Below are 24,964 nucleotides of genomic sequence, written 5' to 3' on the forward strand. Positions count from 1 at the left end.
ACGTCCGTGCCGTCGAGGCGGTAGCTGCCCGCCGTGAGCGTGTCGAGGCACCCGAGCGCGTTCATCAGCGTCGACTTCCCGGAGCCGGACGGGCCCATGATCGCGACGTACTCGCCCGCGCGGATGCTGAGGTCGGCGCCGCGCAGCGCCTCGAACTCGATGTCCCCCGAGCGATAGGTCTTGCGGGCCCCGCGCAATTCGATGACGGGATCCCCGTGACCGGGCGCGCCGGCGGGACGCGCCGGACGCGCGGGTGCACCGATCCGGGAGGCCCCGCTCTGCAGGATTCCGCGCATCACTGGCCGCCCCTCGCGCCGCCGAAGTCGGGCATCTGCCCGTCGCCGAAGTCGGGCATCTGCCCGCTGCCGGGATCGGGCATCTCGCCGCCCCCGAGGCCGGGCATCTGCCCGCCGCCCGCGGAGTCGCCCTCGCCCGGGGTGAACACCGCCACCTGCACGAGGTCCCCCTCGGCCAGGCCGTCCGTGATCTCCGTGAGGTCTCCCGAGACCTCGCCGACGGTCACCTCGCGCTGCGACTCGCCGCCCGCGTCGTCGATCAGCGTGACGGTGCTCGTGCCGTCCGGATCGGTGCTGACCGCGGCGCTCGGCACCGTGAGCACCTCGTGACGGCGCTCGTACACGATGGCGGCCGTCACGGACGTGCCGTCGAAGAGGCCCTCGGCGGTGCCGGTGATGGCGATCGTCACGGGGAAGGCGGCGCTGCCCGAGCTCGTCGAGGGCAGCTTGCCCACCGCGTCGACGACGCCGAAGAGCTGCGTGCCCTCGGCCGTCTCGAGCTCGACCTGGTCGCCCGCCTCGATGAGGCCGATCTCGGACTCGCCGACCGAGACCGAGACCTCCCAGGCCTCGGTGCCGACGATCGTGAACTGGGCGCTCTCACTCGAGGTGCCGGTCGTCGATCCGGCGCTCGTCGCACCGCCCTGGCCCGAGGCCGCGCTCCCGCCGGAGCCGGTGCCTCCGGAACCGGTGCCGGAGCTGCCGGAGCCGCTCGTCCCTCCGCCGGAGGACGACCCGGTCACGACATCGCCCACCGAGAGCGACACCGCGGTCACGAGTCCCGCGACGGGGGCCTGCAGGGTCGCGCCCGACACCGCCTCGCGAGCGCTCTCCACCTGCTGCTGCGCGACGGTCACCGCGGCCTCCCGCGCGCTGATGCGCGCGGCGGAGGAGACGGAGCCGTCGTCCTCGGACTGCGCGCTCGAGAGCTGGGCCTCCGCGTCCGCGAGATCCGCCTGCGCCTGCAGCAGCTCCGCCTCGACCGTGATCGTGTCGACGGTGGCGAGCGTCTGCCCGGCCTCGACCGTGTCGCCGGCCTCGACGGCGACCTTCGTGACGGTGCCCGAGGCGACGAAGCTCACGCTCTCCTGCACCGCCGGAGTGAGGGTGCCCGTCGCCTCGACGGACTTGTCCAGCGTCTCGAGGCTCGCGGCGACGTTCCGCGTGACCGGCGCCGCCTGGGCAGCGCTCTGCTGGGAGAGCAGGATCAGAGCCGCCGCTCCGCCCGCCAGTATCAGCGCGGTCGCACTTCCGAGGACCACCCACGTCCGCTTCCGCACTCCGGCGAAGAACGATCTCGCCCTGTCTGAGGCCATCGTCCAGCCCCTCCCGATCAGCTCGATTCCTCCCGGGATCCCGGGCTCGAATCGAGCGTAGAAAGGGCGACTATGCCGACCGTAAGCCGAATATTAGAAGCCGCCGAGAAGGAGGCCGGGCGGTCAGGGGCGGCCGGTCAGCGCTCGCCGGGGCCCGCGCCGCCCTCGTCGAGCGCCGATCGCCCCGTCTGCGGGTGGAACTTGGCGAGCCCGAGCACGCCGATCACCGCGACGGCGCCCGAGGCCACGAACGCCGCGATCGCCCACGCGGGCGCGCCCGCCGCCTCGTTCAGCACGACGATGCCGATGAGCACCGCGACGATCGGGTCGATCACCGTCAGACCGGCCACCACCAGGTCGGGCGGCCCCGAGGAGTAGGCGTTCTGCACGAACACCATGCCGAGCAGGGCGCCGATGAGGAGCGCGCACACGCAGGTCCAGGTGAGCCACTCGAACTCGCCCTGCTGCAGCCGGCCGATGACCACCTTCGCGAAGGTGGCGACGAAACCGTACAGCACCCCGGCGCCGACGATGTAGATGAGGGCGACGCCGCGGTGCCGGAAGGCGACGAAGAGCAGCAGCGCCAGCACGAGCACCACCGCGAAGGTGATGAGGATCGTGATGAGCTTGGCGTCGGTGACCGGTTGATCGGCGGCCGTGAAGGCCGCGATCGTGACGAAGACGACGATCCCGAGCACGCACAGCGCGATCGAGGTCTTGACGCGCTTCCCGAGCTTCACCCCGCTGATGCGCGAGTTGAGGATCGAGGTGATCACGAGGCCCACCACGCCGATGGGCTGCACGATGATGAGCGGCGACAGCGACAGCGAGCCGATCTGGAACAGCACGGCCACCCCGAGCAGCAGCGTGCCGCTGACCCAGGAGGGGCGCCGCAGCAGGTTGAGCATGTGTCGGCCAGAGAGCCCGGCGCCCGCGCTCTCGCCGACGATGCGCTCCACCTTGTTCAGCCCGCGCGACTGGTACTGCGCGCCGAACGCGAGCAGGGCGGCGCCGATGAGGGCGAGCGGGATGCCGAGCAGCTGCTTGGGATCCATCGCCAGGACCTCGTCGATCCCCGATGTCGGGAGGAGGGCGCCCAGGCGCACGGATGAGTCGATCAGGCTCGGGATCACAGGACAACGTTACCCCGGATCACCGCCCCGCCCGGACTATCCGGGGGCGTGTGGGGCTTCGGCTCGAACCATGCGCGCTCGAGCCCCGCGCGGCAGCGGCGCGCGCTTCAGTCGCCTCCGCGCATCAGCTCCACGAGCCGGGCCGCAGCGCGCGGCACCTCGTCGTTCACGATGATCTCATCGAACTCGTCCGCCGCGGCGAGCTCGACCTTCGCGGTCTCGAGACGTCGTTCCCGCTCCTCGGCGTCCTCGGTACCGCGCCCGACCAGCCGCTCCACGAGCTCGTCCCAGCTCGGCGGCGCGAGGAACACCAGCCGCGCCTCCGGCATGCTCGCCCGCACCTGGCGGGCGCCCTGCAGGTCGATCTCGAGCAGCATCGGCTCGCCCCGCTCGGCGGCGGCGAGCACCGGGCCGCGCGGCGTGCCGTAGCGGTACCGGTTGTGCACGGTCGCCCACTCGAGCAGCTCGTCCGACGCCAGCATGCGGTCGAAGCCCTCGTCGTCGACGAAGAAGTAGTGCCTGCCCTCCTCCTCGCCGGGACGGGGTGCGCGCGTCGTGGCCGACACCGAGAGCCGGATCTCCGGGTAGTGCTCGCGGATGTACGCGGCGACCGTCCCCTTGCCCACGGCCGTGGGACCGGCCAGCACCGTCAGCGGCGGTCGCTCTCCGGTGGGAGCCGCTCCCGTGCGCTCGCGCACGAAGTGCTCCAGGCGCTCGCGCTGCAGCTTGCCGAGGCCTCCGAGCCGCTTGCGCTCCGAGATCCCGAGCTGCTCCCGCATCCGCTCGGCCTTCACGGCGCCGATGGCCGGGAAGGAGAGCAGGTAGTCGGTGATGCGCAGGGATGCGGCGGCGCTGCCCGGTACGCGGGACTGCTCCAGCACGCGGAACGGCGACACCTCGCCGCTGCGCAGACGCCGTTTGAGCTCGGCGCGGGCTCGCCGCGCCGCGATCGCGGCTCGGTTCGCCGCGACGCGATCGACCTCCGGCATGGCGGGTGTGGCGCTGTGGTTCGTCATGTCTGCTCCATCGTGGCGGTCGGAGGGGGCTCCTCAAGTCTACGGTCGCGCCGAGGCTACCCGTGCGTGAGGGCCTCTCCGATGGCCGCGGACCGCTCGCGCACGCGATCGGCGAGCCCCGATGCGCCGCCCGAGAGGATGCTGCGCGACTCGTTGGCGAGCAGCGCCCACCCCAGCCCGCCGAAGATGCGCAGCGCGTCCTCGACGCGCGCCCCCTGGTGGCCGAAGCCTGGTGCCAGCACGGGCAGCGCGGGCTTCGCCGGCGGCAGCTCGATGTCGATGCCGAAGTCGGCGAGCGTCAGGGTGGCCCCGAGCACCACGCCCACCGAGTTCACGTACTTGTCGCCGGGCGACTCGAACGCGAGGGCGTCGTCGACCATGGCCCGCGCCACGGTGCGCCCGTCGTCGCGGCGTGCCAGCTGCACCTCGCGCGCCTCGGGGTTCGAGGTCGCCGCCAGCACGAAGAGCCCCTTGCCGTGATCCCTCACGAGATCGAAGGCGCCCGACAGGCTGCCGAAGCCCTGGTACGCGGTCACGGTCATCGCGTCCGCCTCGAGCGGGGACCCCGGCGTCAGCCAGGCCTCCCCGTAGGCGGCGAAGCTCGACCCGATGTCGCCCCGCTTCACATCGGCGATCACGAGCACCCCCGCCTCGCGGGCGTCCGCGAGCACCCGCTCGAGCGCCGCGAAGCCCGCCGCGCCGAAGCGCTCGAAGAAGGCGACCTGGGGCTTGACGCAGGCCGCGACCCCGGCGGCAGCGGCCACGACCTCGCGCCCCAGGCGCTCGGCGCCGGAGGCATCGTCGGGCAGCCCCCAGGCGTCGAGCAGCGGCGCGTGCGGGTCGATGCCCACGCAGAGGTGCCGCTTCGCCGCCAGGGCCGTCGCGAGGCGGTTCGAGAAGGACGCGGAGGTGCTCGTGCTCATCTCACACCGCCTCGCGGACCGCGCGGCGGTCCAGCTCGTACTCCTGCAGCGACTTCACCGCGAAGCCCTGCTGCTGCGCCGAGATCGCGCCCACCGCCGCCGAGAGCTCGGAGACGGTCGTGAAGATCGGCTTGTCCGCGGCCACGGCCGCCGCCCGGATCTCGTAGCCGTCCGCGCGCGCGGAGCTGCCCGAGGGCGTGTTGATGATCATGTCGATCTCGCCGCGGTTGATGAGGTCGACGATCGTGTCGCCGTCGGCGTGCGCGCCCTCCGCACGGGCGGAGTGCTTGCGGGCGACCTCGGAGGAGATCCCGTTGCGCGCGAGCACCACCTGCGTGCCCTGGGTCGCGAGGATGCGATAGCCCAGTTCCTGCAGGCGCAGCGCGGGCTGCACGATCGAGCGCTTGTCGCGATCGGCCACCGACAGGAACACCGTGCCCGAGGTGGGCAGCTCGCTGCCCGCGGCCGACTGGCTCTTGGCGAACGCGGTCGGGAAGTCGCGATCCATGCCCATGACCTCGCCGGTCGACCGCATCTCGGGGCCGAGCAGCGAGTCGACGACCAGGCCCTCGTGGGTGCGGAATCGCTTGAACGGCAGCACCGCCTCCTTGACCGCGATCGGCGCGTCGATGGGCGCGCGCGAGCCGTCGCGCTCGGGCAGGAAGCCGGCGTCGACGAGCTGCTGGATCGTCTCCCCCGCCATGATGCGGGAGGCGGCCTTCGCGAGGGGGATCCCGAGCGCCTTCGACACGAACGGCACCGTGCGCGATGCGCGCGGGTTCGCCTCGAGCACGTAGAGCACGCCCTGGCCGATCGCGAACTGCACGTTCAGCAGACCGCGCACGCCCAGCCCGGCGGCGATGCCGAGCGTCGCCTCGCGCACGTGGGCGATCTGGTCGTGGCCGAGGGTCACGGGCGGCAGCGTGCAGCTGGAGTCGCCCGAGTGCACGCCCGCCTCCTCGATGTGCTCCATCACGCCGCCGACGTAGAGCTGCTCGCCGTCGTAGAGGGCGTCCACGTCGATCTCGATGGCGTCGTCGAGGAAGCGGTCCACGAGCAGCGGGTGTCCCGGACCCACGAGGGCGTGGCCCTCGATGCGGCCGAAGTAGCCGCGCAGCGAGGCGGTGTCGTAGACGATCTCCATGCCGCGGCCGCCCAGCACGAACGACGGGCGCACCAGCACGGGGTAGCCGATCTCCTCGGCGACGCGCACGGCGCCCTCCTCGTCGATCGCCGTGCCGTTGCGGGGCGCTACGAGACCGGCCTGCTCGAGGATGCCGGCGAAGGCGCCGCGCTCCTCGGCGAGGTCGATGGCCTCGGGGGTGGTGCCGAGGATCGGGATCCCGGCGTCCTTGAGGGGCTGCGCAAGCCCGAGCGCGGTCTGGCCGCCGAGCTGCACGACGACGCCCAGCAGCTCGCCGCTCTGCTGCTCCGCGTGGATCACCTCGAGCACGTCCTCGAGCGTGAGCGGCTCGAAGTAGAGCCGGTCGCTCGTGTCGTAGTCGGTCGAGACCGTCTCGGGGTTGCAATTGATCATGATGGTCTCGTAGCCGGCTTCCGACAGCGCGAAGGAGGCGTGCACGCACGAGTAGTCGAACTCGACGCCCTGGCCGATGCGGTTCGGGCCCGATCCCAGGATCACGACCTTCTTGCGGTCGCTGGGCGCGACCTCGGTCTCCAGGTCGTAGGACGAGTAGTGATAGGGAGTGAGGGCCGGGAACTCGCCCGCGCAGGTGTCGACGGTCTTGAAGACCGGGCGCAGGCCGAGACCGTGGCGCAGGCCCCGGATCTCGCTCTCGCTGACACCGCGGATCGCGGCGATCTGCGCATCCGAGAAGCCGTGATCCTTCGCTTCGCGCAGCACCTCGAGGGTGAGCTGCGGCGCGGCCCTCACGGCGTCCGCGACCTCGTTGATGAGCTGGATCTGATCGAGGAACCAGGGGTCGATCGCGGTCGACTCGAAGACCTGCTCGATCGTCGCGCCGAGGCGCAGCGCCTGCTGCACGTCGACGATGCGGCCGTCGGTGGGACGGGCGATGGAGGTCAGGAGATCCTCGACGGTGCGGGTCTGCTCGCCCCAGTGGAACGAGGAGCCGCGCTTCTCGAGGGAGCGCAGCGACTTCTGCAGCGCCGTCGTGAAGTTGCGGCCGATCGCCATCGCCTCGCCCACCGACTTCATGGTGGTGGTGAGGGTGTCGTCGGCGGCCGGGAACTTCTCGAAGGCGAAGCGGGGCGCCTTCACCACGACGTAGTCGATGGTCGGCTCGAAGCTCGCCGGGGTCTTCTGCGTGATGTCGTTCGGGATCTCGTCGAGGCGGTAGCCGAGCGCCAGCTTGGCCGCGATCTTCGCGATCGGGAAGCCCGTCGCCTTCGAGGCGAGCGCCGAGGAGCGCGAGACGCGCGGGTTCATCTCGATGACGATGATGCGCCCGGTCTTCGGGTCGACGGCGTACTGGATGTTGCAGCCGCCGGTGTCGACGCCCACCCGGCGGATGATGTCAATGCCGATGTCGCGCAGCTTCTGGAACTCCCGGTCGGTGAGCGTGAGCGCCGGCGCCACGGTGATCGAGTCGCCCGTGTGCACACCCACCGCGTCGACGTTCTCGATCGAGCAGACGACCACCGTGTTGTCGGCGGTGTCGCGCATGAGCTCGAGCTCGTACTCCTTCCAGCCGAGGATCGACTCCTCGAGGAGCACCTCGCTGGTCGGGCTGTAGTGCAGACCGTCGCCCGCGATGCGGATGAGGTCCTCCTCCGTGTAGGCGAAACCGGAGCCCAGGCCGCCCATGGTGAAGGACGGGCGCACGACGAGGGGGTAGCCGAGATCCTGGGCGAACTCCTTCGCCTCCTCGAGCGTGTGCGCGATGTGCGAGCGGGCCACGTCGGCGCCCGATTCGATCACGAGGTCCTTGAAGATCTGGCGGTCCTCGCCGCGACGGATCGCGTCGACTTTCGCGCCGATGAGCTCGACGCCGTGCTTCTCGAGGATGCCCCGCTCGTGCAGCGCCATGGCCGCGTTGAGCGCCGTCTGCCCGCCGAGCGTCGGCAGGATCGCGTCGGGGCGCTCCTTGACGATGATCGACTCGATCACCTCGGGGGTGATGGGCTCGACGTAGGTGGCGTCGGCGAAGTCGGGGTCGGTCATGATGGTCGCGGGGTTCGAGTTGACCAGGATGACGCGCACGCCCTCCTCGCGCAGCACACGGCAGGCCTGGGTGCCCGAGTAGTCGAACTCGCAGGCCTGGCCGATGACGATCGGGCCGGAGCCGATGACGAGGACGGAGTTGATGTCTGAACGCTTGGGCATGTGTCTTAGGCCTCCGAGGCGGTGGTCTTGCGCTCCTTGACCAAAGCGCGGAATCGATCGAAGAGGTAGAAGGCGTCGTGCGGACCGGCCGCGGCCTCGGGGTGGTACTGCACCGAGAAGGCGGGGATGTCGAGGCACTCGAGCCCCTCCACCACCTGATCGTTGAGGCTGTAATGGCTCACCTGCACCCGTCCGAAGCCCTCGGGGGCGTCGAGCTCGCCCTCGATGGGGGCGTCGACCGCGAAGCCGTGATTCTGGGCGGTGATCTCCACGCGGCCCGTGCGCTTGTCGAGCACGGGCTGGTTGATGCCGCGGTGGCCGAAGGGCAGCTTGTAGGTGCCGAAGCCCAGCGCGCGGCCGAGCAGCTGGTTGCCGAAGCAGATGCCGAAATAGGGCAGCCCGTCGCGCAGCAGCTCGCGCAGCAGCACCACGGCCTCGTCGGAGGCCGCGGGGTCGCCGGGGCCGTTCGAGTAGAACAGCGCGTCGGGCGCGATCTCGCGCACCTGCTCGAGCGTCGTGGCGGCCGGCAGCACGATCACGTCGAAGCCGTGCTCGGAGAGGTACTGCACGGTGGCGCGCTTGATGCCGAGGTCGAGCACGGCGATCGACCCCACGCGCTCCGCGCCCTCGGCGGCGGGCACGTCGTAGCGCTCGGGCGTCGTCACCTCGGCCGAGAGGTTCCTGCCCGCCATGGCCTCCTGGCCGCGCACGAGCTCCAGCTGCTCGGCCTCGGGGAGGTCGAAGTCGGCGCCGGAGAAGACTCCGGCCCGCATGGCGCCCGCGGAGCGGATGCGGCGGGTGACGGCGCGGGTGTCGATGCCCGAGACGCCCACGACGCCGTCGCGCACGAGGTCCTCGTCGAGCGAGCGCTCAGCGCGGAAGTTGGAGACGCGGCGCGCGGGATCCCGCACCACGAAGCCCGACACCCAGATCTTGCGCGACTCCATGTCGGTGTCGTTGGCGCCGGTGTTGCCGATGTGGGGGGCCGTCATGAGCACGATCTGGCCCGCGTAGGACGGATCGGTGAGGGTCTCCTGGTAGCCGGTCATGCCCGTGGAGAACACGACCTCGCCGAGCGTGCGCCCGGTCGCGCCGTACGCGCGCCCGGTGTAGCGCGTGCCGTCCTCGAGCACCAGCACGGCCGCGCCGGTGGGCACCGCGGAGGCCGGCGGAGCGGTGACCTCGATGACTGCGTGTGTTTCGGAAGCTGTGGTCATTTCGCGCCCTCCTGAGACGTCGAAGGTGTGAGTGAGATCTTGTCGACGGCCTCGGCGAAGGCCGCCTGCTCGGCGGGGTTCGCGAGCCGGAAGCCGGACTCCAGCGTGCGCTCGCCGGCCGCGCCCGACGGCGCCCAGCGCAGCAGCGAGAGCCCGTCGCGCTCCACGGCCTTCCCCACGCGGCCGCCGGCCGTGCCGCTGCCGCGCAGCTGCGCCGCGGGGATGCGCACCGGCTCCTCCCCCGTCACCGCGATGACGACGCCGTCGCTCAGGACCGTCAGCTCGGCGAAGCCCTTGTAGCGCAGGCCCGGGATCGACAGCCGCTCGAACGGGGCGCCGACGGGGGTGGTGGAGACATAGCCGGCGCGCGGGAAGCTGACGAGCGCCTCGCCTGCGAGCTGCGCGGCCGGCGGTTCGACACCGCGATCGCGTCGCGCCCTGGCCCGCCAGGCGAACCACATGCCGAGCAGCGCGAGGGCCGCGATGGCGGCCATCACGATCACGTAGGTGGTCTGGCTCACAGCGAGCCTCCCTGCGCCGCTGCCGCGGCGGAGACCGCCTCGGCGCCCACCAGCTCGCCGTCGTCGAGCGTGAGGTATCCCCGGCGCACCGTGTAGGCGATCCGTCCGGGCAGCTCCATGCCGAGGTAGGGCGAGTTCACGCTGAGGCCCTGCAGGCGGGCCAGATCGAACTCGCTCGATCCACTCGGATCGACGAGCGCGATGTCGGCGGGCTGTCCGGGCTCGAGCGCCGAGGGGTGCCCTTCCAGTCGGCCGATCTCGGCGGGCCGGTGCGAGAGCAGCGTCTCGAGCTCGGCCCAGCTGGCGTGCCCCTCGTTCACGAGGGTGAGCAGCGCGATCGGCAGCGCCGACTCGAGCCCCACCATGCCGAAGGCCGCCACGTCCCACTCGCACTCCTTCGCCTCGATGGGGTGCGGGGCGTGGTCGGTGGCGATGATGTCGATGACCCCCTCCGCCACGGCCCGGCGCAGTGCCCGCACGTCCTCCTCGCGGCGCAGCGGCGGGTTGACCTTGTAGCGGGCGTCGTAGCTGCGCACGAGCTCCTCGGTGAGGATCAGGTGGTGCGGCGTGACCTCGGCGGTCACCCGCACGCCGCGGGCCTTCGCCCAGCGGATCACCTCGACCGAGCCGGCGGTCGACAGGTGGCAGATGTGCAGCCGGGCGCCGATGTGCTCGGCGAGCAGCACGTCGCGCGCGATGATCGACTCCTCGGCGACCGCCGGCCAGCCCTTGAGGCCGAGCTCGCTCGACAGCGCGCCCTCGTTCATCTGCGCGCCCTCGGTGAGCCGGGGGTCCTGCGCGTGCTGGGCGATGACGCCGTCGAAGGTCTTGACGTACTCGAGCGCGCGGCGCATGAGCAGCGGATCGTGCACGCACTTGCCGTCGTCGGAGAAGACGCGCACCTCGGCGCGCGACTGCGCCATGGCGCCGATCTCGCTGAGCCGTTCGCCGGCGAGATCCTCGGTCACCGCCCCGATGGGGCGCACGGTGGCGTAGCCCGCGGCGTCGCCCAGGCGCTGCACCTGCTCGACCACACCCGCCGTGTCCTGCACGGGCAGGGTGTTCGCCATCGCGAAGACGCTCGTGAAGCCGCCTGCCGCGGCCGCGCGGGTGCCCGTGAGCACGGTCTCGGACTGCTCGAAGCCGGGCTCGCGCAGGTGCGTGTGCAGATCCACCAGGCCGGTCAGCGCCACGAGGCCGTCGGCCTCGATGACCCGCTCGCCGTCGCGGGCCGCGATCCCGCCGTCGGCCTGCGCGACGCGCTCGGCGATCGTGCCGTTCGAGATGCGCAGATCCACGGCGGGGGCCGCGCCGACGTCGCCGCCGCGCTCGGTCAGCCCGGCCGCGAGGCGCGCGCCGCGGATCAGGATGTCGGGGTTGCTCATATGCTCGCCTCTCGCTCGCCGGACAGTAGGAGGTACAGGGCGGCCATCCGCACCGAGACGCCGTTCGCGACCTGCTCGAGCACGGTCGAGCGCTCGGAGTCGGCCGCGCGGGACGATATCTCGAGGCCGCGGTTCATGGGGCCGGGGTGCATCACGATCGCCTCGTCGACGAGCCGCTCCAGCCGGGCGTCGTCGAGGCCCCAGTTGCGGGCGTACTCCCGCTCGTTGGGGAAGAAGGCCGCGTGCATGCGCTCGCTCTGGATGCGCAGCATCATGACGACCTCGGGCCGCTCCTCGCGCAGCGCGGCGTCGAGCGAGTGGTGGATCGTCACGGGCCAGTCGCGCGCGCCGTAGGGCAGCAGCGTTTCCGGAGCGACGAAGGTCACGTGCGCACCGAGGGCGTTCAGCAGCCACAGGTTGGAGCGGGCCACGCGCGAGTGGGCGATGTCTCCGACGATCACGACCGAGACGCCGTCGAGGTCGCGGCCTCGGCTCCCCCCGCCGTCGGGGCCGTTCCCGAACAGGCGGCGGCGCATCGTGAAGGCGTCGAGCAGTGCCTGGGTGGGGTGCTCGTGCGTGCCGTCGCCCGCGTTGAGCACGCCGGCGTCGATCCATCCGCTGCGGGCCAGGCGGTCCGGGGCCCCGGAGGCGGGGTGCCGGATCACGACGCCGTCGGCTCCGATCGCCTGCAGCGTCTGCGCGGTGTCCTTGAGCGACTCGCCCTTCGAGACCGACGAGCCCTTCGCGCTGAAGTTGATGACGTCGGCCGAGAGGCGCTTCGCCGCCGCCTCGAAGGAGATCCTCGTGCGCGTGGAATCCTCGTAGAAGAGGTTGACCACCGTCTTCCCGCGCAGCGCGGGCAGCTTCTTCACCTCGCGCTGCTGGGCCGCCGCCATGTCCTCGGCGGTGTCGAGGATCAGGATCGCGTCGTCGCGGCTCAGCGTGCGCGTGTCGAGCAGGTGCCTCATGCGCGCTCCTCCGAGTCCGAGATCGTCACTTCGTCGACGCCGTCGAGCTCCGCCAGGCGCACGGAGATGCGCTCATGCTTGGCGCTCGGCAGGTTCTTGCCGATGTAGTCGGCGCGGATCGGGAGCTCGCGATGCCCGCGGTCGATGAGCGCGGCGAGGCGCACGGCCCGGGGCCGCCCGTGATCGTTCAGCGCGTCGAGCGCGGCGCGCACCGTGCGGCCCGAGTAGAGCACGTCGTCGACGAGCACGACGGTGGTCCCGTCGATCCCGGAGGCGGGCATGGCGGTCGGCCGCGGGGCACGGGTCGGGTGCTTGGCGAGGTCGTCGCGGTACATCGTGACGTCGAGGCTGCCGACGGGCACCTCCGCGCCCTCGATACGGGAGATGATCACCGCGATGCGCTGGGCGAGCAGCGAGCCGCGCGTGGGGATGCCGATGAGCACCAGTCCCGCAACGCCCTTGTTCGCTTCGATGATTTCGTGCGAGATTCGAGTCAGCGCCCGCGAGATCTCAGCGCCTTCCAGCACTGTTCGCGTACCCATATTCGAGCCCCCCTTCTCCGCCTCACGGGACGGGAGTTAAAGAAAAGCTGCAACCCCGCCAGTCTAGCGCATGGACGAGCTGCTCCTCGCACCGGGCCGGCGGGAGCTCACCGCTTCTCCATGAGGATGACGATCATCAAGTAGCCGCCGCCGATGACGGTGGTGACGAGTCCGGCCGGAGGGGATCCGGGAACGGCGTGCTGGGCGAGCAGGTCGGCGACCGCGAGCAGCACCGCACCCACCGCTGCGGAGGTTGCGAGTGGCGCGTTGCCCGAACGCACGAGCGCGCGGGCGATGGGCGTCGCGACGAGCGGGAGAAGCCCGATCGGACCGCAGAGCGCCGTCGCGACCGATACGAGCACGACCGAGAGCACGAGGATCTCGACGCGCAGCCGCGCCGGCGCCGCGCCGAGCGCCTGCGAGAGGTCGTCCCCGAGCTGGTGCACCCGGATCCGCCGGACCGCGAGGGAGCAGAGCACGCCGCACATCGCGAGCGCGGCTGCTGCGATGCCCGCGGTCGCCCAGGTCGAGGCCGACAGCGAACCGGCGCCCCATGCGGCTGCAGCCATCGCCGACTCGAGCGAGGCCGACATCACCACCCAGCTGTTCACCCCGCTGAGCAGCGCGGCGACCGCCACGCCGGTGAGCAGGAAACGGCTGCCGCCGCGCTGCGAACGCGCCCCGGAGAGGGAGAACACGATCGCGGCGGTCGCGAGGCCGCCGACGAGCGCCGCAGGCGCGACGACGGCCCACTCGGAGCCGAGGACCACGATGAGCAGAAGCACGGCGGTGAACGCTCCGCCCGAGATGCCGATGAGGTCGGGCGAGGCGAGCGGGTTCCGGGTCACCGTCTGCAGCAGCGCCCCGCTGAGGCCGAGACAGGCGCCGATGCCGAGGGCCGCGAGTGCGCGGGGCAGGCGCCACTCGAGCACGACGGTGCGTTCGAAGCCGGCCTCGCCGTCCGTGAGCACGGCGATCAGCTGCTCCACGCTCAGCGCGTAGCTTCCGAGTGAGACACCGAGCAGGAGCGTGGCGAGGGCGGCCGCGCCGAGGACGAGGCCGACGACGGCGCGGCGCCGTGCGGGCCGCAGGCGATCGCCCGGGTGCTCCTCGGCGCGCCCCTGCCGATCCGCCCCCGGGCTCCGCCGCCCGCGTACTCGTGGATCCCGGCTCATGTGAGACTCCTCGCCCTGCGCACGATCCAGAGCAGCACCGGTGCCCCGATGACGGCGACCACGATCCCAACCGGCAGCTCTCCAGGCCACACCGCGACTCTCCCGACGACATCGGCGCAGATGAGCAGCACCGCGCCGCCGATCGCTGCGAGCAGGTGTCGGATCATCGCGTGGAGGCCGGCCGACTCGGCGATCCGAGTGGCGACGTGCGCGGAGATGAGGCCGACGAAGGCGATCGGGCCGACGAGCGCCGTCGCCGCCGAGCTCGCGAGCGCGACGCCCAGCACCGTGAACGAGCGGGTCATGCCGAGCCGCACGCCGAGCGAGCGCGCCGAATCGTCACCGAGCAGAGTGAGTTCGAGCGTGCGCGAGACCGCCGCAGCGACGACGAGCGCGGCGGTCACGGTGAGCGCTGCCGCGCCGGTCGAGGCGAGCGGCACGTCGACCGTCGATCCGGCGAGCCAGTGCCGCATGCCCTCGAAGGCCTCCGGCACCGCGAGCATGATCCCGTTCGTCATGCCGATGAGCACTGCGCCGAGCGCGACGCCGAGCAGTACGAGCCGCGTGATCGAGTGCACCCTGCCGCTGAGCCCGACCGCGCACACGAAGCTCGTCGCCATCAGCGCGCCGAGGAAGGCGAACGCGCTCTGGGCGAGCATTCCGTTCACGACGTCGCCGGCCATCCCCGCGGCGACGACGACCGTCGCACCCGCATTCGAGCCGAGGAGACCCGCATCGGCGACGGGGTTGCGGGTCAGCGTGTGCAGCAGGGAGGCCGCGAGGCCGAGGCCGAGGCCGGCTACGGCCGCTGCGAGGGATCTCGGGAGCCGGATCTCCCGGACGACGGCGACGAGGGCCAGCTCGCCGTCTCCGCGGAGCGCTGCCAGCACCGCGCCGAAGGGCGTGAACTGGCCGCCGATGCAGATTCCGACGGCCAGCGCGAGGAGCGCGATCACTCCGGCCCCGGCGAAGACGACGGCCGCCCTGCCGGTGTGCACGACGCGGGAGCCGCTATTCACTGTCTTCGAAGTCGTCGAGCACCGTCATGCGGGGGTTCACCGCGAGCGCGCGTTCGTATCGGCGGAGCCGCTCCTCGTCGATCTGCGAGCTCGTGACGAGCCTGCGCCAGTAGCCGAATACGACGACCCGTTCGCGCGGCTGCCCGCGATCCTTCCGGAAGTGGTCCCGGATCCGTTTCATCTCACCGTGCTCGCCGCACGCCCAGATGGACACGGGCCCGACGTTCTCCGCACTGAATCGGATGGCCGCGTCGACGAGCCTGCCGGTCGTCGCAGGCTCCTCGTGACGGGCACGCTCGAGCCAGTGCACGGCGACGTCCGGATGCGCGGGCAGGTCGGCGACCACGGCCGCGTCGGGGGTCTCGATCCAGACTTTCGCGCTCCGGCGCTCCGGCCAGTCTCGGATGATCGTCGCGAGCGCCGGGATCGCCGTCTCGTCCGCGAAGAGTGCGACCGGGATCGCGGGATCCGGGTGCGGGGTGAAGTGGGCGCGCGGGCCGAGGATCCTGACGCTGCCGCCGATCTCGAGCGAGGCGAGCCAGGTCATCACGACGCTGGCGCCGGGATGCCGCACGACGTCGACGTCGATGCCGATCCCGCGCTGATCGCGTCGGACCGCCCGCACGGTGTAGACCCGCGACACGGTGCCCGAGGTCGCGGGATCCTCCAGTTCGATGCGGATCGCCGGGTTCGTCACGAACCAGCGCTCGACGTCGCCGTCGTGGTCGAGCGCCGCCGAGATCCGGACCAGCGATGGCGCGAGTTCGGTGATCGCCGTGATCGTCATCGTGCCGTGGTTGATCCCCCGCACGTGATCGGGGTGCTCGAGCACCCTCCGGTGGCGACCCCCGTAGAGGCGTTCTGCGTCTTCGGTCATGCTCGTGTCCTCCCGTCGGCGACGGCCTGTTGCCTCGATCAACATTAAGGCATTAAGGTTGCCCTTACAAACATAAGATGTTTGATCCATTCCCTTCTCCGAGGAGCACCATGCACTTCATGCCAGTTCGACGCGCGGCAGGGGCCGCCCTGATCTCCGCCTTCGCGCTCACTCTCGCGGCCTGCGCCACCGCTGCCCCCGGGACCGAGAGCGACACGACTCCGACGGAGACGGGCGAGCCGATCGTCATCGATCACGCCTACGGCACCCTGGAACTCGACGAGGCACCGCAGAAGGTCATCACCCTCGGCCTCCTCGAGACCGACATCGCGGTCGACCTCGACGTCACGCCCATCGCCATGGCGAAGTTCTTCGCGACACCGGACGGGATCGCGCCCTGGCTCTCCCCGGCGCTCGACGAGGTCCCCGAGATCATCGACACCACCACGCAGGGCGCCAACGGGGCGGAACTCGACATCGAGTCGATCGCGTCGATGCAACCGGACCTGATCATCGCCAACACGTACTCGCAACTCGGCCAGTACTACGATCAGCTCTCGCAGATCGCCCCGGTACTCGGCCCGAGCGACACGAACTACCTGCAACTCCCCTGGCGCGAGCAGACCATGGCGATCGCCGAGGCGCTCGGCAAGGCCGACGAAGCGGCCGAGCTCATCGACGAGACCGAAGCCGAGCTCGTGGCCGCCGTCGAAGAGCACCCCGAGACGGCCGGTCACGACTACACCCTCTCGCTCGGCACCCCCGACCAGATCAAGGTCATGAACGACCCGGACGACGCGAGTGTCGAGGTACTCGAGGCCTTCGGCCTCACGTTCAGCGAGACCGCTGCGGCTCTGCCGGGCCTCGCCGACGGGTCGGGCTCGGCGGGCGTCTCCGAGGAGAACATCGCGGCGCTCGACGCCGACATCGTGATGATCGGCTTCTTCGGGGAGGACACCCAGGAGCGCTGGGAGTCCTCGACTCTCTTCCAGGAGCTCTCCGCGGTGAGGGACGGCGGGTTCATCGCCCTGGATCTCTCGGCGAGCACCGCGCTGCGCAACCCCTCGCCGCTCTCCATCGGCTACGTTATCGAGGAGGTCATCGCAGGCCGGATCGCGCCCGCGCTGCAGCACTAACGCGCCGGTGCGGGGGCCGCGACGCCCCCGCACCCGCCGTCGACACCAGGAGGCGCCATGAGTTCCGAGCACGAGCCGCGCAGGCCCGGCCGCCCCCAGAAGATCACTCGCGCCAAGATCGCGGCAGCGGGACGGAAGCTCACACTGCCCGGCGCGACGGTCGCCGGGATCGCGGAGGAGCTCGGGGTCGGCGTGCGGGCTCTCTACAAGCACACGGACGGGATCCGCGACATCCAGATCATCACCGCCGAAGAGATCTTCGCCGGCTGGGAGGCACCGGAACCGGGAAGCAGGCCGCTCGAGGAGCACCTCATGGACATCGCGATCTCGCTCAGGCGGCTCGCCATCGAGAATCCGGGGATCGCCGGCTTCCTCGTGCGCAACTCGCACGAGATATCTCCGAAGGTGCAGCGGGCGATGGACGCGCACCAGCAGCGCGTCGCCGGGGCATACGGGCTCGGGCTCGCGAATGCGTCGCTCCTCATCGCCGCCGTCGCCGAACACGCGCTCTCCGTCACCGATGTCGTGCACAGCCACGGCGGGCGCGTCCGCGACGTGGATCGCATGCTCACCAGCACCGAGCTCCCCGCGCTCTCCGCAGCGGCGCGGGAGACCGGATTCCGCCGCGACGAGGAGTTCTTCGAGTTCTCGACGAAGGCGCTCGTGACCGGCCTGCTCGCGCTCCTCGCTCTGCGCGAGGACGAGGCGTGACCGCAGGACGCAGACACCATCGGAAGACACCCATGCTCATCAACACGCAGCACGCGACGAACGCGCTCCGCGGCGAGGCGCTCACGCTCGCCTACGATGGCCGCGAGATCTCGCGCGACCTCGGAGTCGCGATCTCACCAGGCAAGGTCACCGTCATCGTCGGCCCCAATGCCTCGGGCAAATCCACCCTTCTCCGCGCACTCGCACGCCTCATCTCTCCGACCTCAGGGACGGTGCTGCTCGACGGGATCGATGCGCGCAGCTACTCGCACAAGGAGTTCGCGCGCCGACTCGGAATCCTGCCCCAGACCTCGACGGCACCCCTCGGCATCACGGTCGAGGAGCTCGTGAGCCGCGGGCGCTACCCGCATCAGCGGATGCTCAGGGGCGGCTCGGAGGCGGACGGGCCTGCGATCGCCCGGGCGCTCGAGGTCACGAGACTGGCCGATCTCGCCGACCGCCCGGTCGAGCAGCTCTCGGGTGGCCAGCGGCAGCGGGTCTGGATCGCGATGCTGCTCGCGCAGCAGTCACCGGTCATGCTGCTCGACGAGCCGACCACCTATCTCGACGTCTCGCACCAGCTCGAGGTGCTCGAACTCCTCGCCCGCATGAACCAGGAGGAGGGGCGCACGATCGCGCTCGTGCTCCACGACCTCAACCAGGCCTGCTACTACGCCGACGAACTCATCGTCGTCCGCGACGGTGCGATCATCGCCCACGACAAGCCCGAGCTGGTGATGACGCCGGAGCTGCTGCGCGAGGTGTTCCGGATCGAGGCGCGTGTCTCCTTCGACACCGAACTCGCGTCACCGCTCATCGTGCCCCTCGCGAGCGTGAACAGCTGAGCGGGGGTCGTCGGAGTTCCGCACGCCAGGACGGTTCGCGTCGTGCGGCGTTCCCGGCCGCGCTCAGGCCTGCGCGTGATCCGCGATCCGGCCGAGCACGCCGTTGACGAAGCGGCTCGAGTCCTCGGTGGAGTACTCCTTGGCGAGTTCGACCGCCTCGTCGATCGCGACAGCGGCGGGCACCTCGGCGTTGAAGAGGATCTCCCACGCGGCCAGGCGCAGCAGCGCGCGGTCGACGTTGGGCATGCGCTCCAGCGTCCACCCCTGCGCGTAGCTCATGATGAGCTCGTCGATCTCATCGCGGTGGTCGGCCACCCCGTCGACGATCTCGCGCGCGTACAGCCACGACGCCTCCCGATCGGGTTCGCCGGCGGCGCGCTTGGCCTCCGCGTTCACGATGGCGAGGATCGACTCGTCCCGCACATCGGCCTGGAAGAGCATGTCGAGGGCGCGCTTGCGCGCCTTGGTGCGAGCACTCATCGAGGCGTCGACTAGTCGTTGACGCGGCCGAGGTAGTCACCCGTACGGGTGTCGACCTTGACCTTCGTGCCGGTCTCGAGGAACAGCGGCACCTGGATCTCGGCGCCGGTCTCGACGGTGGCGGGCTTCGTGCCGCCGGTGGAGCGGTCGCCCTGCAGGCCCGGCTCGGTGTAGGTCACCTCGAGCACCACCGATGCGGGGAGCTCGAGGTAGAGGGGCTCGCCCTCGTGCAGGGCGATCTGCACCTGCTGGTTCTCGAGCATGAACTTGGCGGCGTCGCCCACGACGGTGCCCGCGACGGTCAGCTGATCGTAGTCGGCGGTGTCCATGAAGACGAAGTCGGCACCGTCCTGGTACAGGTACTGGTAATCGCGACGATCGACGTTGGCGGTCTCGATCTTGGCGCCGGCGTTGTAGGTCTTGTCGATGATCTTGCCCGAGACGACGTTCTTCTGCTTGGTGCGCACGAACGCGCCGCCCTTGCCCGGCTTGACGTGCTGGAACTCGACCACGCTCCAGAGCTGACCGTTCTCCTTGATCACGGTGCCGTTCTTGATGTCGTTCGAGGTTGCCATGTGCTCAGCCTTCTCCGGGTTCTGTGAGGTTCGAGCGCGATTCAGCGCCGGTCAATTCTACACCGCCCGCGCGCGGGTCTCTTGCAGGTCTCGCACAAACGACGTGCGCGGCGCTCTCGCCCGCCCTAGGCTCGCGCCCATGCACATGATCTTCCGCACCCTCTGGCATCAGTGGTTCGTGGGCCGCCGGGGCGGCCGCATCGGATTCGGCGACGTCTCGCGCTCGCGGTTCCGGGTCTGGCCCACCGACCTCGACCTCCTGCGGCACATGAACAACGGCAAGTACCTCTCGGTCATGGACGTGGCCCGCTTCGACCTGATCCAGCGCAACGGCAGCTGGGAGGTGTTCACCCGGGAGGGCTGGTACGCGGTCGTCGTGGGGCAGACCATCTCGTACCGCAAGTCGCTGAACCCCTGGATGCGGTTCTGGGTCGAGTCCCGCATCCTCGGCTTCGACGAGCAGGCCGTCTACATCGAGCAGCGCTTCGTGCGCCCCGACGCCGAGCGCCGGCCCGAGATCTACGCCCGTGCCGTCGTGCGCGGGCGCATCCTGCGGCGCGCGGGCGGCACCGTGCCGGTGGCCGAGATCATCGAGAAGAGCGGGGCCGACCCCGAGCGGCTGCACGTGCCGGAGGAGGTGCTCGAGTGGGGCCGCACCACCCGGCTCCCGTCGACGCGGATCGAGGCGCACAGCGTCTGGGCGTGAGCCGGCGGGCGGAGCGCGGGCGGGCGGAGCACGCGCAACGGATGCCTCCTGCCCGCGGCCTCCGTCCATCGACGAGGATCTCGGAGCGACTCCGTGAATGTCAGTGGTCCCTGATGTACTCGTGACATGTCCGCACTACCCGCCTCCCCCGCCGCGCGCGACGCGCTCGACGCGCGCGCCGCGGCTCTCGACGCCGCGCTCTCGCAGCTCGAGGCGGCCGAGCGGGCCGTGCGCGGGGCCGAGACGGCGCGCTTCGAGGCCTTCGCCGCGGTGTTCGACGTGGCGGCGGCCGGGAGCGGATCGGGGCACCGCAGCATCCCCGTCGGCCGCGGCGGCGAGATCCTGTATCGCACCGTCCGCGCCGAGGCCGCGGCGGCGCTCCGGCAGAGCGAGCACACCGTCGAGTACGGCTTCAGCCGGGCCCACGCCCTCGCCTGCTCGTATCCGCGCACCCTCGACGCCCTGCACGACGGGGCGATCTCGGAGCGGCACACGGCCGTGATCGTCGACGCGGGGACGGTGATCGCCCACGCCGAGGATCCCGACGCGGTGCTCCGGCGCGCCGGGTACGAGAGCGCCGTGCTCGCGCACGCGCGACTCGAGACGCCGAGCCGACTGCGCCCCATCGCGCGGCGCATCGCCGAGCAATACGCGCAGGTGCCGCTCGACGAGCGCCACGCGGAAGCGCGCAGGCGACGGCGGGTGCACCTGGCCGATGGAGACGACGGCATGTCCGATCTCGTCGCGCACCTGACCGCGGCCGAGGCGCACGGCATGTACGCCGAGCTCACCCGCAGGGGCCGGGAGATCGAGCGCTCACAGGCGGAGCACGCTCAGACCGAACCGCGCGGCCGCGATGAGATCCGCGCCGACCTGCTCGTCGATGTCGTCCTCGGCCCGACGCCCCGGAGTACGCCAGATGCCGAGTCGGCGGTACCGGAGCAGTCCTCGGCCCCCGCGACGCAGCGGACCGACGGACTCGGCGCGCTGCGCGCCCGGGTGCAGCTCGTCATCCCGGTCGAGTGCCTCGCCCCTCCTCTCGGCGCTGGGCGGTCGGCGGCGCGCGGCGGGCACGAGGTGCTCGACGCGCTCGGCCAACCCACGGCCGGCCCGGCTCCGATACTCACCGGATACGGACCGATCGACACGCGCACCGCCCGCGAGCTCGCGGCCCTCGCACCCTCCTGGGAGCTCGTACGGGTCCGCTCGGGTTCCGGCACGGTGCCCGGCGATCCCACCGCGGATGACTTCACCGCTGCGGCGGGTGCTCCCACCGCCGTGCCGGGTGGCTTCACCGCCGTGCCGGGTGGCTTCACCGCCGTGCCGGCTTCACACACCGTCGTGCCGGACGACTTCCCCGCCGTGCTCTCCGTCGACCGCTATCGCCCGAGCGCGGCGCTGCGCCGGTACCTCGCCGCGCGGGACCAGCACTGCCGCTTCCCGGGCTGCCGCACACCCCTGTCGCGCTGCGATATCGATCACACCGTCGACGCCGCCCTCGGGGGCGCGACCGCGACCGACAACCTCGCCCACCTCTGCCGCGGCCACCACACGCTGAAGCACCACGGCGGCTGGCAGGCCCGGCAGCACCGCGACGGCTCGCTCGAGTGGAGCTCCCCGACCGGGCGCGACTACCGCGAACGACCACCGGCCCGGGTGGCCTTCGCCCGAGCCGACGCGAATGCGCCGCCGGCACCTGCCGCAGTCCCCTTCTGATCCGCACCCGCGGGCCGCGCGGTGCGCCGCGGGTGCGCCGCGAGAACGGGTGTGAGGGCGCCGCGAGGACGCCGCAGGGACGGGTGCGTGGCGAAGCGAGCAGACCGCGAAGCAAGCAGAACACGAGGCGAGCAGACCGCGAAGGCGAGCACCTCGCCCGCGCCCTACCCCACGGGCGGCCGGGCTCCGAGATGCGGGCCCTGGTTGCCGACCTCGCGGCAGTTGATGCGCACCACGCGCTCGGCCGAGTCGTAGACGTGCCGGGCGGCGAGCCGCCCGTCGGCGAGCGGCCCCGCGAGCCAGGTGAAGCTGCGCGCGTCGACGAGCGGCTCCCCCGCGACGACCCGGATCAGCTGCAGCATGAGCATCTCCGGGAGCGACGCGTGCGGGCCGTGCTCGAAGCTCAGACCGAGCACGGCGGGCGCGAGGCCCGCCGGCACCAGGCGCAGCGTCCAGCGCAGAGTGCCGGTGCCCACGGCGGGCGCCGACGAGTCGGGAACGGCGTCGAGCCGCGCGAACTCCCGCTCGGCCTCGCTGGCGAGCACGAGCGGCCGGGCTTCGGGTGCCGCACCGGAGAATCCGTCGTCTGCCTCCCCGGCCGAAGCGCCGTTCACCTCCCCGGCCGAAGCGCCGTTCACTTCCCCGGCAGCACCGCTCGCCTCCCCGGCAGCACCGCTCGCCTCCCCGGCCGCGCGGCCTCCCCCGCCCAGGGGGCTCCACGCCTCGTTCGCGGCGCGCGCGAACAGCGCCCGCCAGCCATCGGCTCCCAGACCGTAGGGCGCCGTCACCGGGGTGAGCGTGGGATCGGCGGCCAGGGCCGCCCCCAGGCGCGCGAAATCCACGCCCGCCGCCGCGAAGGCCTCCGGCTCGGGTACGCGCAGCCCCGCCCAGCCGGCCACGGTGCGCGCGGCGGCGAACGCCCGCTCGAGGCGCTCGAGCGCCCCCGCGTCCTCCACGGCGCCGAACGCCGCGCCTCCCAGCTCGGCGCGCACGGCGGCGGTGCGGTCGTCGAGCCAGGCGTCGAAACCCTGCTCGGCGCCGCCCCCACCCCCGGCGAGCGCGGCATCGAGCTCCGCCGCCAGATCCGGGAACAGCGCACGGGCGAGCCGGGCCCCCGTCTCCTCATCCGTCCGCGACATGCGCCGCCTCCCTTCGCGGTGACCAGTGTCTCACGGCAGTTCGCTCTCGACGAGCTGCTGCAGCGCCTCGGCGATGTCGCGCGGATCGTCGACGCGGCGGCTGCTCGGCGCATACCGGCGCACCACCTCGTCGGAGCCGATCCCGATGCCGTGCACGCCCACGCCGGCGGCTCGCAGGCGGCGCAGCTCGCGCGCCGACGCAGCCTCGTCGTTGGAGCCGCCGTCGCTCACGACGATCACGACGCGCCGGCGCTCCCGGCCGTCGCCCGTCGACCCCCCGAGCAGACCGAGCTGCTCGGCCGCGAGCCGCAGGGCGGCGCCGTCGTTGGTCGACCCCCGCGGCGAGCGGATGCCCGCGACCATGTCGAGACGCACGGTGTCGTCGAGCCCGCGCGACAGGGGTTTCACCAGCTGCACCTCCGCGTCGAAGAGCACGAGAGCGGTGCGGATGTCGAGATCCAGCTCGATGCCCTGGCGCTCCTCGGCGTGGGCGATGTCGCGCTCGGCCCCCGCGAGCGCCTCGAGCATCACCAGCGTCGCGTCGGCTGCGGCGACGGCCGGGCGGCCCTGCATCGACGCGGATCGATCGACGAGCAGCACGTAGTCCGTGCTCCCGGCCCGGCGCGTGCGCCGCGGCCGGGTCTCGCGACGCAGGAACGCCGCGGGCCGCTGCACTCCCGACCTGGCCTCGGCGAACGCCTCCGCCAGCGACTGCGGGTCGAGCGTCTCGCCCTCCGGCACCGCGCGGCGTCCGATCGTGCGCACGCGCGCGACGCGCTCCGCGATCACCCGGGCCCAGACCTCGCGCATGCGCTCGACGGCCCCGGCGAGCTCGGCGGCCCGGGACCGGTAGTCCGCCGCGGCCAGCGCTGCGCCCGACCCGGGCGCACCGGCCGCCTCCTGCCCCGGGTCCCGCTCGGAGTCCCCGCGCGGCTCAGCCGCCTCGGCGCCGGCGTCGAGATCGACGAGCGCCTGCACGAGCGCGCCCTCGGCCGGCAGCGGCGTCGCGAGGAAGTCGCGCACGAACCCCGCCTGCTCGGCCGCGAAGAGGTCCGCGCCCTCCGCGCCCTGGCGCCCCTCCCCCGCCCGGGCGCGCGAATCGTCGGCGTCGGGCGGCGCGGCCTCGCCGTTCGCGTCCGAGCCCTCTGCGCCCGTCTCTCCCTCCGCCCCAGCGCCCGCGGCACCGAAGTCGTCCGCCGCAGTGCCGCCCTCGTGCTCCTGCGCGGTCGCGCCGTCCGGCGCCTCGCCCGGGCCGCGCTCGCGGGCGTCGAGCGCGAGCAGCCGCTCGTACGGCGGCAGCAGCAGCGCGAGCGAGCGCTCGAAGCGCTCCAGCGGGTGGCGCTCCGGGTCGGGGGCGAGCACGCGCCGGAGCGGATCGATGCGCCCGTCTCCGCGGCGCTGCAGCGCCCGCCACTCCTCCGTCACGTCGGCGTCGGCCTGCGGTGTCCCGGCGCCCAGCCCCGCCCGCAGCAGCACGGCCACCCACTGCAGGTGCCGCGGCTGTTCCGGGCTCGCGTGCGGCAGGCTGCGCTCGAGGGCCGCCGCGAGACGCGGACGCATGCCCGGCATCGCGACGAGCAGCTCGGCCTCGGCCTGCAGGCGCATGACGGCGACGACGAGGGGCCCGGTCTCGGGTCGCGCCGACACGATCGAGCGCGCCCGGCGCGCGCGATCCGGGAACCGGGCCTCGCCCCGCACGCTCTCCCACAGCTGCAGCAGCGCGAGCGCGACCGCCTCCTCGTCGCCGTGACCGCGCACCGCGTACCAGCCGAGGCCGACCCGCAGCTCTGGGGTGCGGCCCTCCGGCCGCACGAGGTCCCACGACTGCTCGTCGGTGACTGCGACGGCGATCCCGAGCAGCGCCCCGACGGCCTGCAGCCCCTCGCGCGCCTCCATGCCCTCACCCTACCGGGGATGCGAGGCACCGCCGCGGGTCCACCCGGTCCGGGCACGCGCGGAGA

At 72.1% G+C, this 24,964-nt stretch carries 22 protein-coding genes and 1 pseudogene; 5 read left to right on the forward strand and 18 right to left on the reverse strand.

The annotated features are described in order from the left end of the window. The 14 genes and pseudogenes from ACWKZU_RS11895 to ACWKZU_RS11960 all read right to left on the reverse strand — a co-directional run. The coding region (locus ACWKZU_RS11895; protein WP_449282537.1) for an ATP-binding cassette domain-containing protein at positions 1-296 on the reverse strand (296 nt) is incomplete at its 3' end. After that, the gene (locus ACWKZU_RS11900) at positions 296-1,612 is read right to left on the reverse strand and encodes an efflux RND transporter periplasmic adaptor subunit (protein WP_449282538.1); all 1,317 of its coding nucleotides are present in this window, start codon (positions 1,610-1,612) and stop codon (positions 296-298) included. The genes ACWKZU_RS11895 and ACWKZU_RS11900, both read right to left, overlap by 1 nt. A 137-nt stretch (positions 1,613-1,749) precedes the next feature. After that, the gene (locus tag ACWKZU_RS11905) at positions 1,750-2,745 is read right to left on the reverse strand and encodes a DMT family transporter (protein ID WP_449282539.1); all 996 of its coding nucleotides are present in this window, start codon (positions 2,743-2,745) and stop codon (positions 1,750-1,752) included. A 107-nt stretch (positions 2,746-2,852) separates the two neighbouring features. Beyond that, positions 2,853-3,761 carry a guanylate kinase gene (gene gmk, locus ACWKZU_RS11910; protein WP_449282540.1) on the reverse strand — a complete coding sequence of 303 codons (909 nt, stop codon included), beginning with the start codon at positions 3,759-3,761 and terminating at the stop codon, positions 2,853-2,855. Positions 3,762-3,817: 56 nt separating this feature from the next. Further along, positions 3,818-4,684 carry an orotidine-5'-phosphate decarboxylase gene (gene pyrF, locus ACWKZU_RS11915; RefSeq protein WP_449282541.1) on the reverse strand — a complete coding sequence of 289 codons (867 nt, stop codon included), beginning with the start codon at positions 4,682-4,684 and terminating at the stop codon, positions 3,818-3,820. Position 4,685: 1 nt separating this feature from the next. Further along, positions 4,686-7,991, reverse strand: a complete 3,306-nt coding sequence (gene carB / locus ACWKZU_RS11920; RefSeq protein ID WP_449282542.1) for a carbamoyl-phosphate synthase large subunit — start codon at positions 7,989-7,991, stop codon at positions 4,686-4,688. A 5-nt stretch (positions 7,992-7,996) separates the two neighbouring features. Beyond that, entirely contained in the window at positions 7,997-9,208 is a 1,212-nt protein-coding gene (gene carA / locus ACWKZU_RS11925; protein ID WP_449282543.1) for a glutamine-hydrolyzing carbamoyl-phosphate synthase small subunit, read from the reverse strand. Continuing rightward, positions 9,205-9,729, reverse strand: coding sequence for a PH-like domain-containing protein (locus ACWKZU_RS11930; RefSeq protein WP_449282544.1), 525 nt, complete (start codon positions 9,727-9,729; stop codon positions 9,205-9,207). The genes carA and ACWKZU_RS11930 overlap by 4 nt, the downstream gene beginning before the upstream one ends. Further along, positions 9,726-11,114 carry a dihydroorotase gene (locus ACWKZU_RS11935; protein ID WP_449282545.1) on the reverse strand — a complete coding sequence of 463 codons (1,389 nt, stop codon included), beginning with the start codon at positions 11,112-11,114 and terminating at the stop codon, positions 9,726-9,728. Before ACWKZU_RS11935 ends, ACWKZU_RS11930 begins: the two co-directional genes overlap by 4 nt. Next, entirely contained in the window at positions 11,111-12,082 is a 972-nt protein-coding gene (locus ACWKZU_RS11940) for an aspartate carbamoyltransferase catalytic subunit (RefSeq protein WP_449282546.1), read from the reverse strand. Before ACWKZU_RS11940 ends, ACWKZU_RS11935 begins: the two co-directional genes overlap by 4 nt. Next, a pseudogene (gene pyrR, locus ACWKZU_RS11945) lies at positions 12,079-12,630 on the reverse strand (bifunctional pyr operon transcriptional regulator/uracil phosphoribosyltransferase PyrR); the annotation flags it as partial. The gene ACWKZU_RS11940 and the pseudogene pyrR, both read right to left, overlap by 4 nt. A gap of 101 nt (positions 12,631-12,731) precedes the next feature. After that, positions 12,732-13,799: a FecCD family ABC transporter permease gene (locus ACWKZU_RS11950; RefSeq protein ID WP_449282547.1), complete on the reverse strand. Its 1,068-nt coding sequence runs from the start codon at positions 13,797-13,799 to the stop codon at positions 12,732-12,734. Continuing rightward, positions 13,796-14,818, reverse strand: a complete 1,023-nt coding sequence (locus tag ACWKZU_RS11955; protein ID WP_449282548.1) for a FecCD family ABC transporter permease — start codon at positions 14,816-14,818, stop codon at positions 13,796-13,798. Before ACWKZU_RS11955 ends, ACWKZU_RS11950 begins: the two co-directional genes overlap by 4 nt. After that, positions 14,811-15,695: a siderophore-interacting protein gene (locus tag ACWKZU_RS11960; RefSeq protein ID WP_449282549.1), complete on the reverse strand. Its 885-nt coding sequence runs from the start codon at positions 15,693-15,695 to the stop codon at positions 14,811-14,813. The genes ACWKZU_RS11955 and ACWKZU_RS11960 overlap by 8 nt, the downstream gene beginning before the upstream one ends. Before the next feature lie 119 nt (positions 15,696-15,814). On the opposite strand from ACWKZU_RS11960, the gene ACWKZU_RS11965 reads away from it, so the two are divergent. Genes ACWKZU_RS11965 through ACWKZU_RS11975 form a run of 3 tightly spaced genes read left to right on the forward strand, consistent with a single transcriptional unit; the run spans position 15,815 to position 18,387 of the window. Next, on the forward strand, positions 15,815-16,831 hold the full coding sequence (locus ACWKZU_RS11965; RefSeq protein WP_449282550.1) for an ABC transporter substrate-binding protein: 1,017 nt from the start codon (positions 15,815-15,817) through the stop codon (positions 16,829-16,831). A gap of 57 nt (positions 16,832-16,888) precedes the next feature. Beyond that, positions 16,889-17,542: a hypothetical protein gene (locus tag ACWKZU_RS11970; RefSeq protein WP_449282551.1), complete on the forward strand. Its 654-nt coding sequence runs from the start codon at positions 16,889-16,891 to the stop codon at positions 17,540-17,542. A 32-nt stretch (positions 17,543-17,574) separates the two neighbouring features. Continuing rightward, entirely contained in the window at positions 17,575-18,387 is an 813-nt protein-coding gene (locus ACWKZU_RS11975; RefSeq protein WP_449282552.1) for an ABC transporter ATP-binding protein, read from the forward strand. Positions 18,388-18,450: 63 nt separating this feature from the next. On the opposite strand, the gene nusB is transcribed toward ACWKZU_RS11975, so the two are convergent. Then, positions 18,451-18,867 (reverse strand): transcription antitermination factor NusB, encoded by a 417-nt coding sequence (nusB, locus tag ACWKZU_RS11980; protein WP_449282553.1) that lies wholly within the window; start codon positions 18,865-18,867, stop codon positions 18,451-18,453. An 11-nt stretch (positions 18,868-18,878) separates the two neighbouring features. Continuing rightward, positions 18,879-19,442, reverse strand: a complete 564-nt coding sequence (gene efp, locus ACWKZU_RS11985; RefSeq protein ID WP_449282554.1) for an elongation factor P — start codon at positions 19,440-19,442, stop codon at positions 18,879-18,881. A 139-nt stretch (positions 19,443-19,581) separates the two neighbouring features. On the opposite strand from efp, the gene ACWKZU_RS11990 reads away from it, so the two are divergent. Then, the gene (locus tag ACWKZU_RS11990; RefSeq protein ID WP_449282555.1) at positions 19,582-20,148 is read left to right on the forward strand and encodes a thioesterase family protein; all 567 of its coding nucleotides are present in this window, start codon (positions 19,582-19,584) and stop codon (positions 20,146-20,148) included. Positions 20,149-20,274: 126 nt separating this feature from the next. Beyond that, positions 20,275-21,864, forward strand: a complete 1,590-nt coding sequence (locus ACWKZU_RS11995; RefSeq protein ID WP_449282556.1) for a DUF222 domain-containing protein — start codon at positions 20,275-20,277, stop codon at positions 21,862-21,864. Between the two features lie 164 nt (positions 21,865-22,028). On the opposite strand, the gene ACWKZU_RS12000 is transcribed toward ACWKZU_RS11995, so the two are convergent. Then, a complete protein-coding gene (locus ACWKZU_RS12000; RefSeq protein ID WP_449282557.1) occupies positions 22,029-23,003 on the reverse strand; it encodes a hypothetical protein in 975 nt (324 codons plus the stop codon). 30 nt (positions 23,004-23,033) lie between these two features. Beyond that, positions 23,034-24,899, reverse strand: a complete 1,866-nt coding sequence (locus ACWKZU_RS12005; protein WP_449282558.1) for a VWA domain-containing protein — start codon at positions 24,897-24,899, stop codon at positions 23,034-23,036. Positions 24,900-24,964 lie beyond the last annotated feature (65 nt).

The organism is Leucobacter sp., from assembly GCF_053528595.1.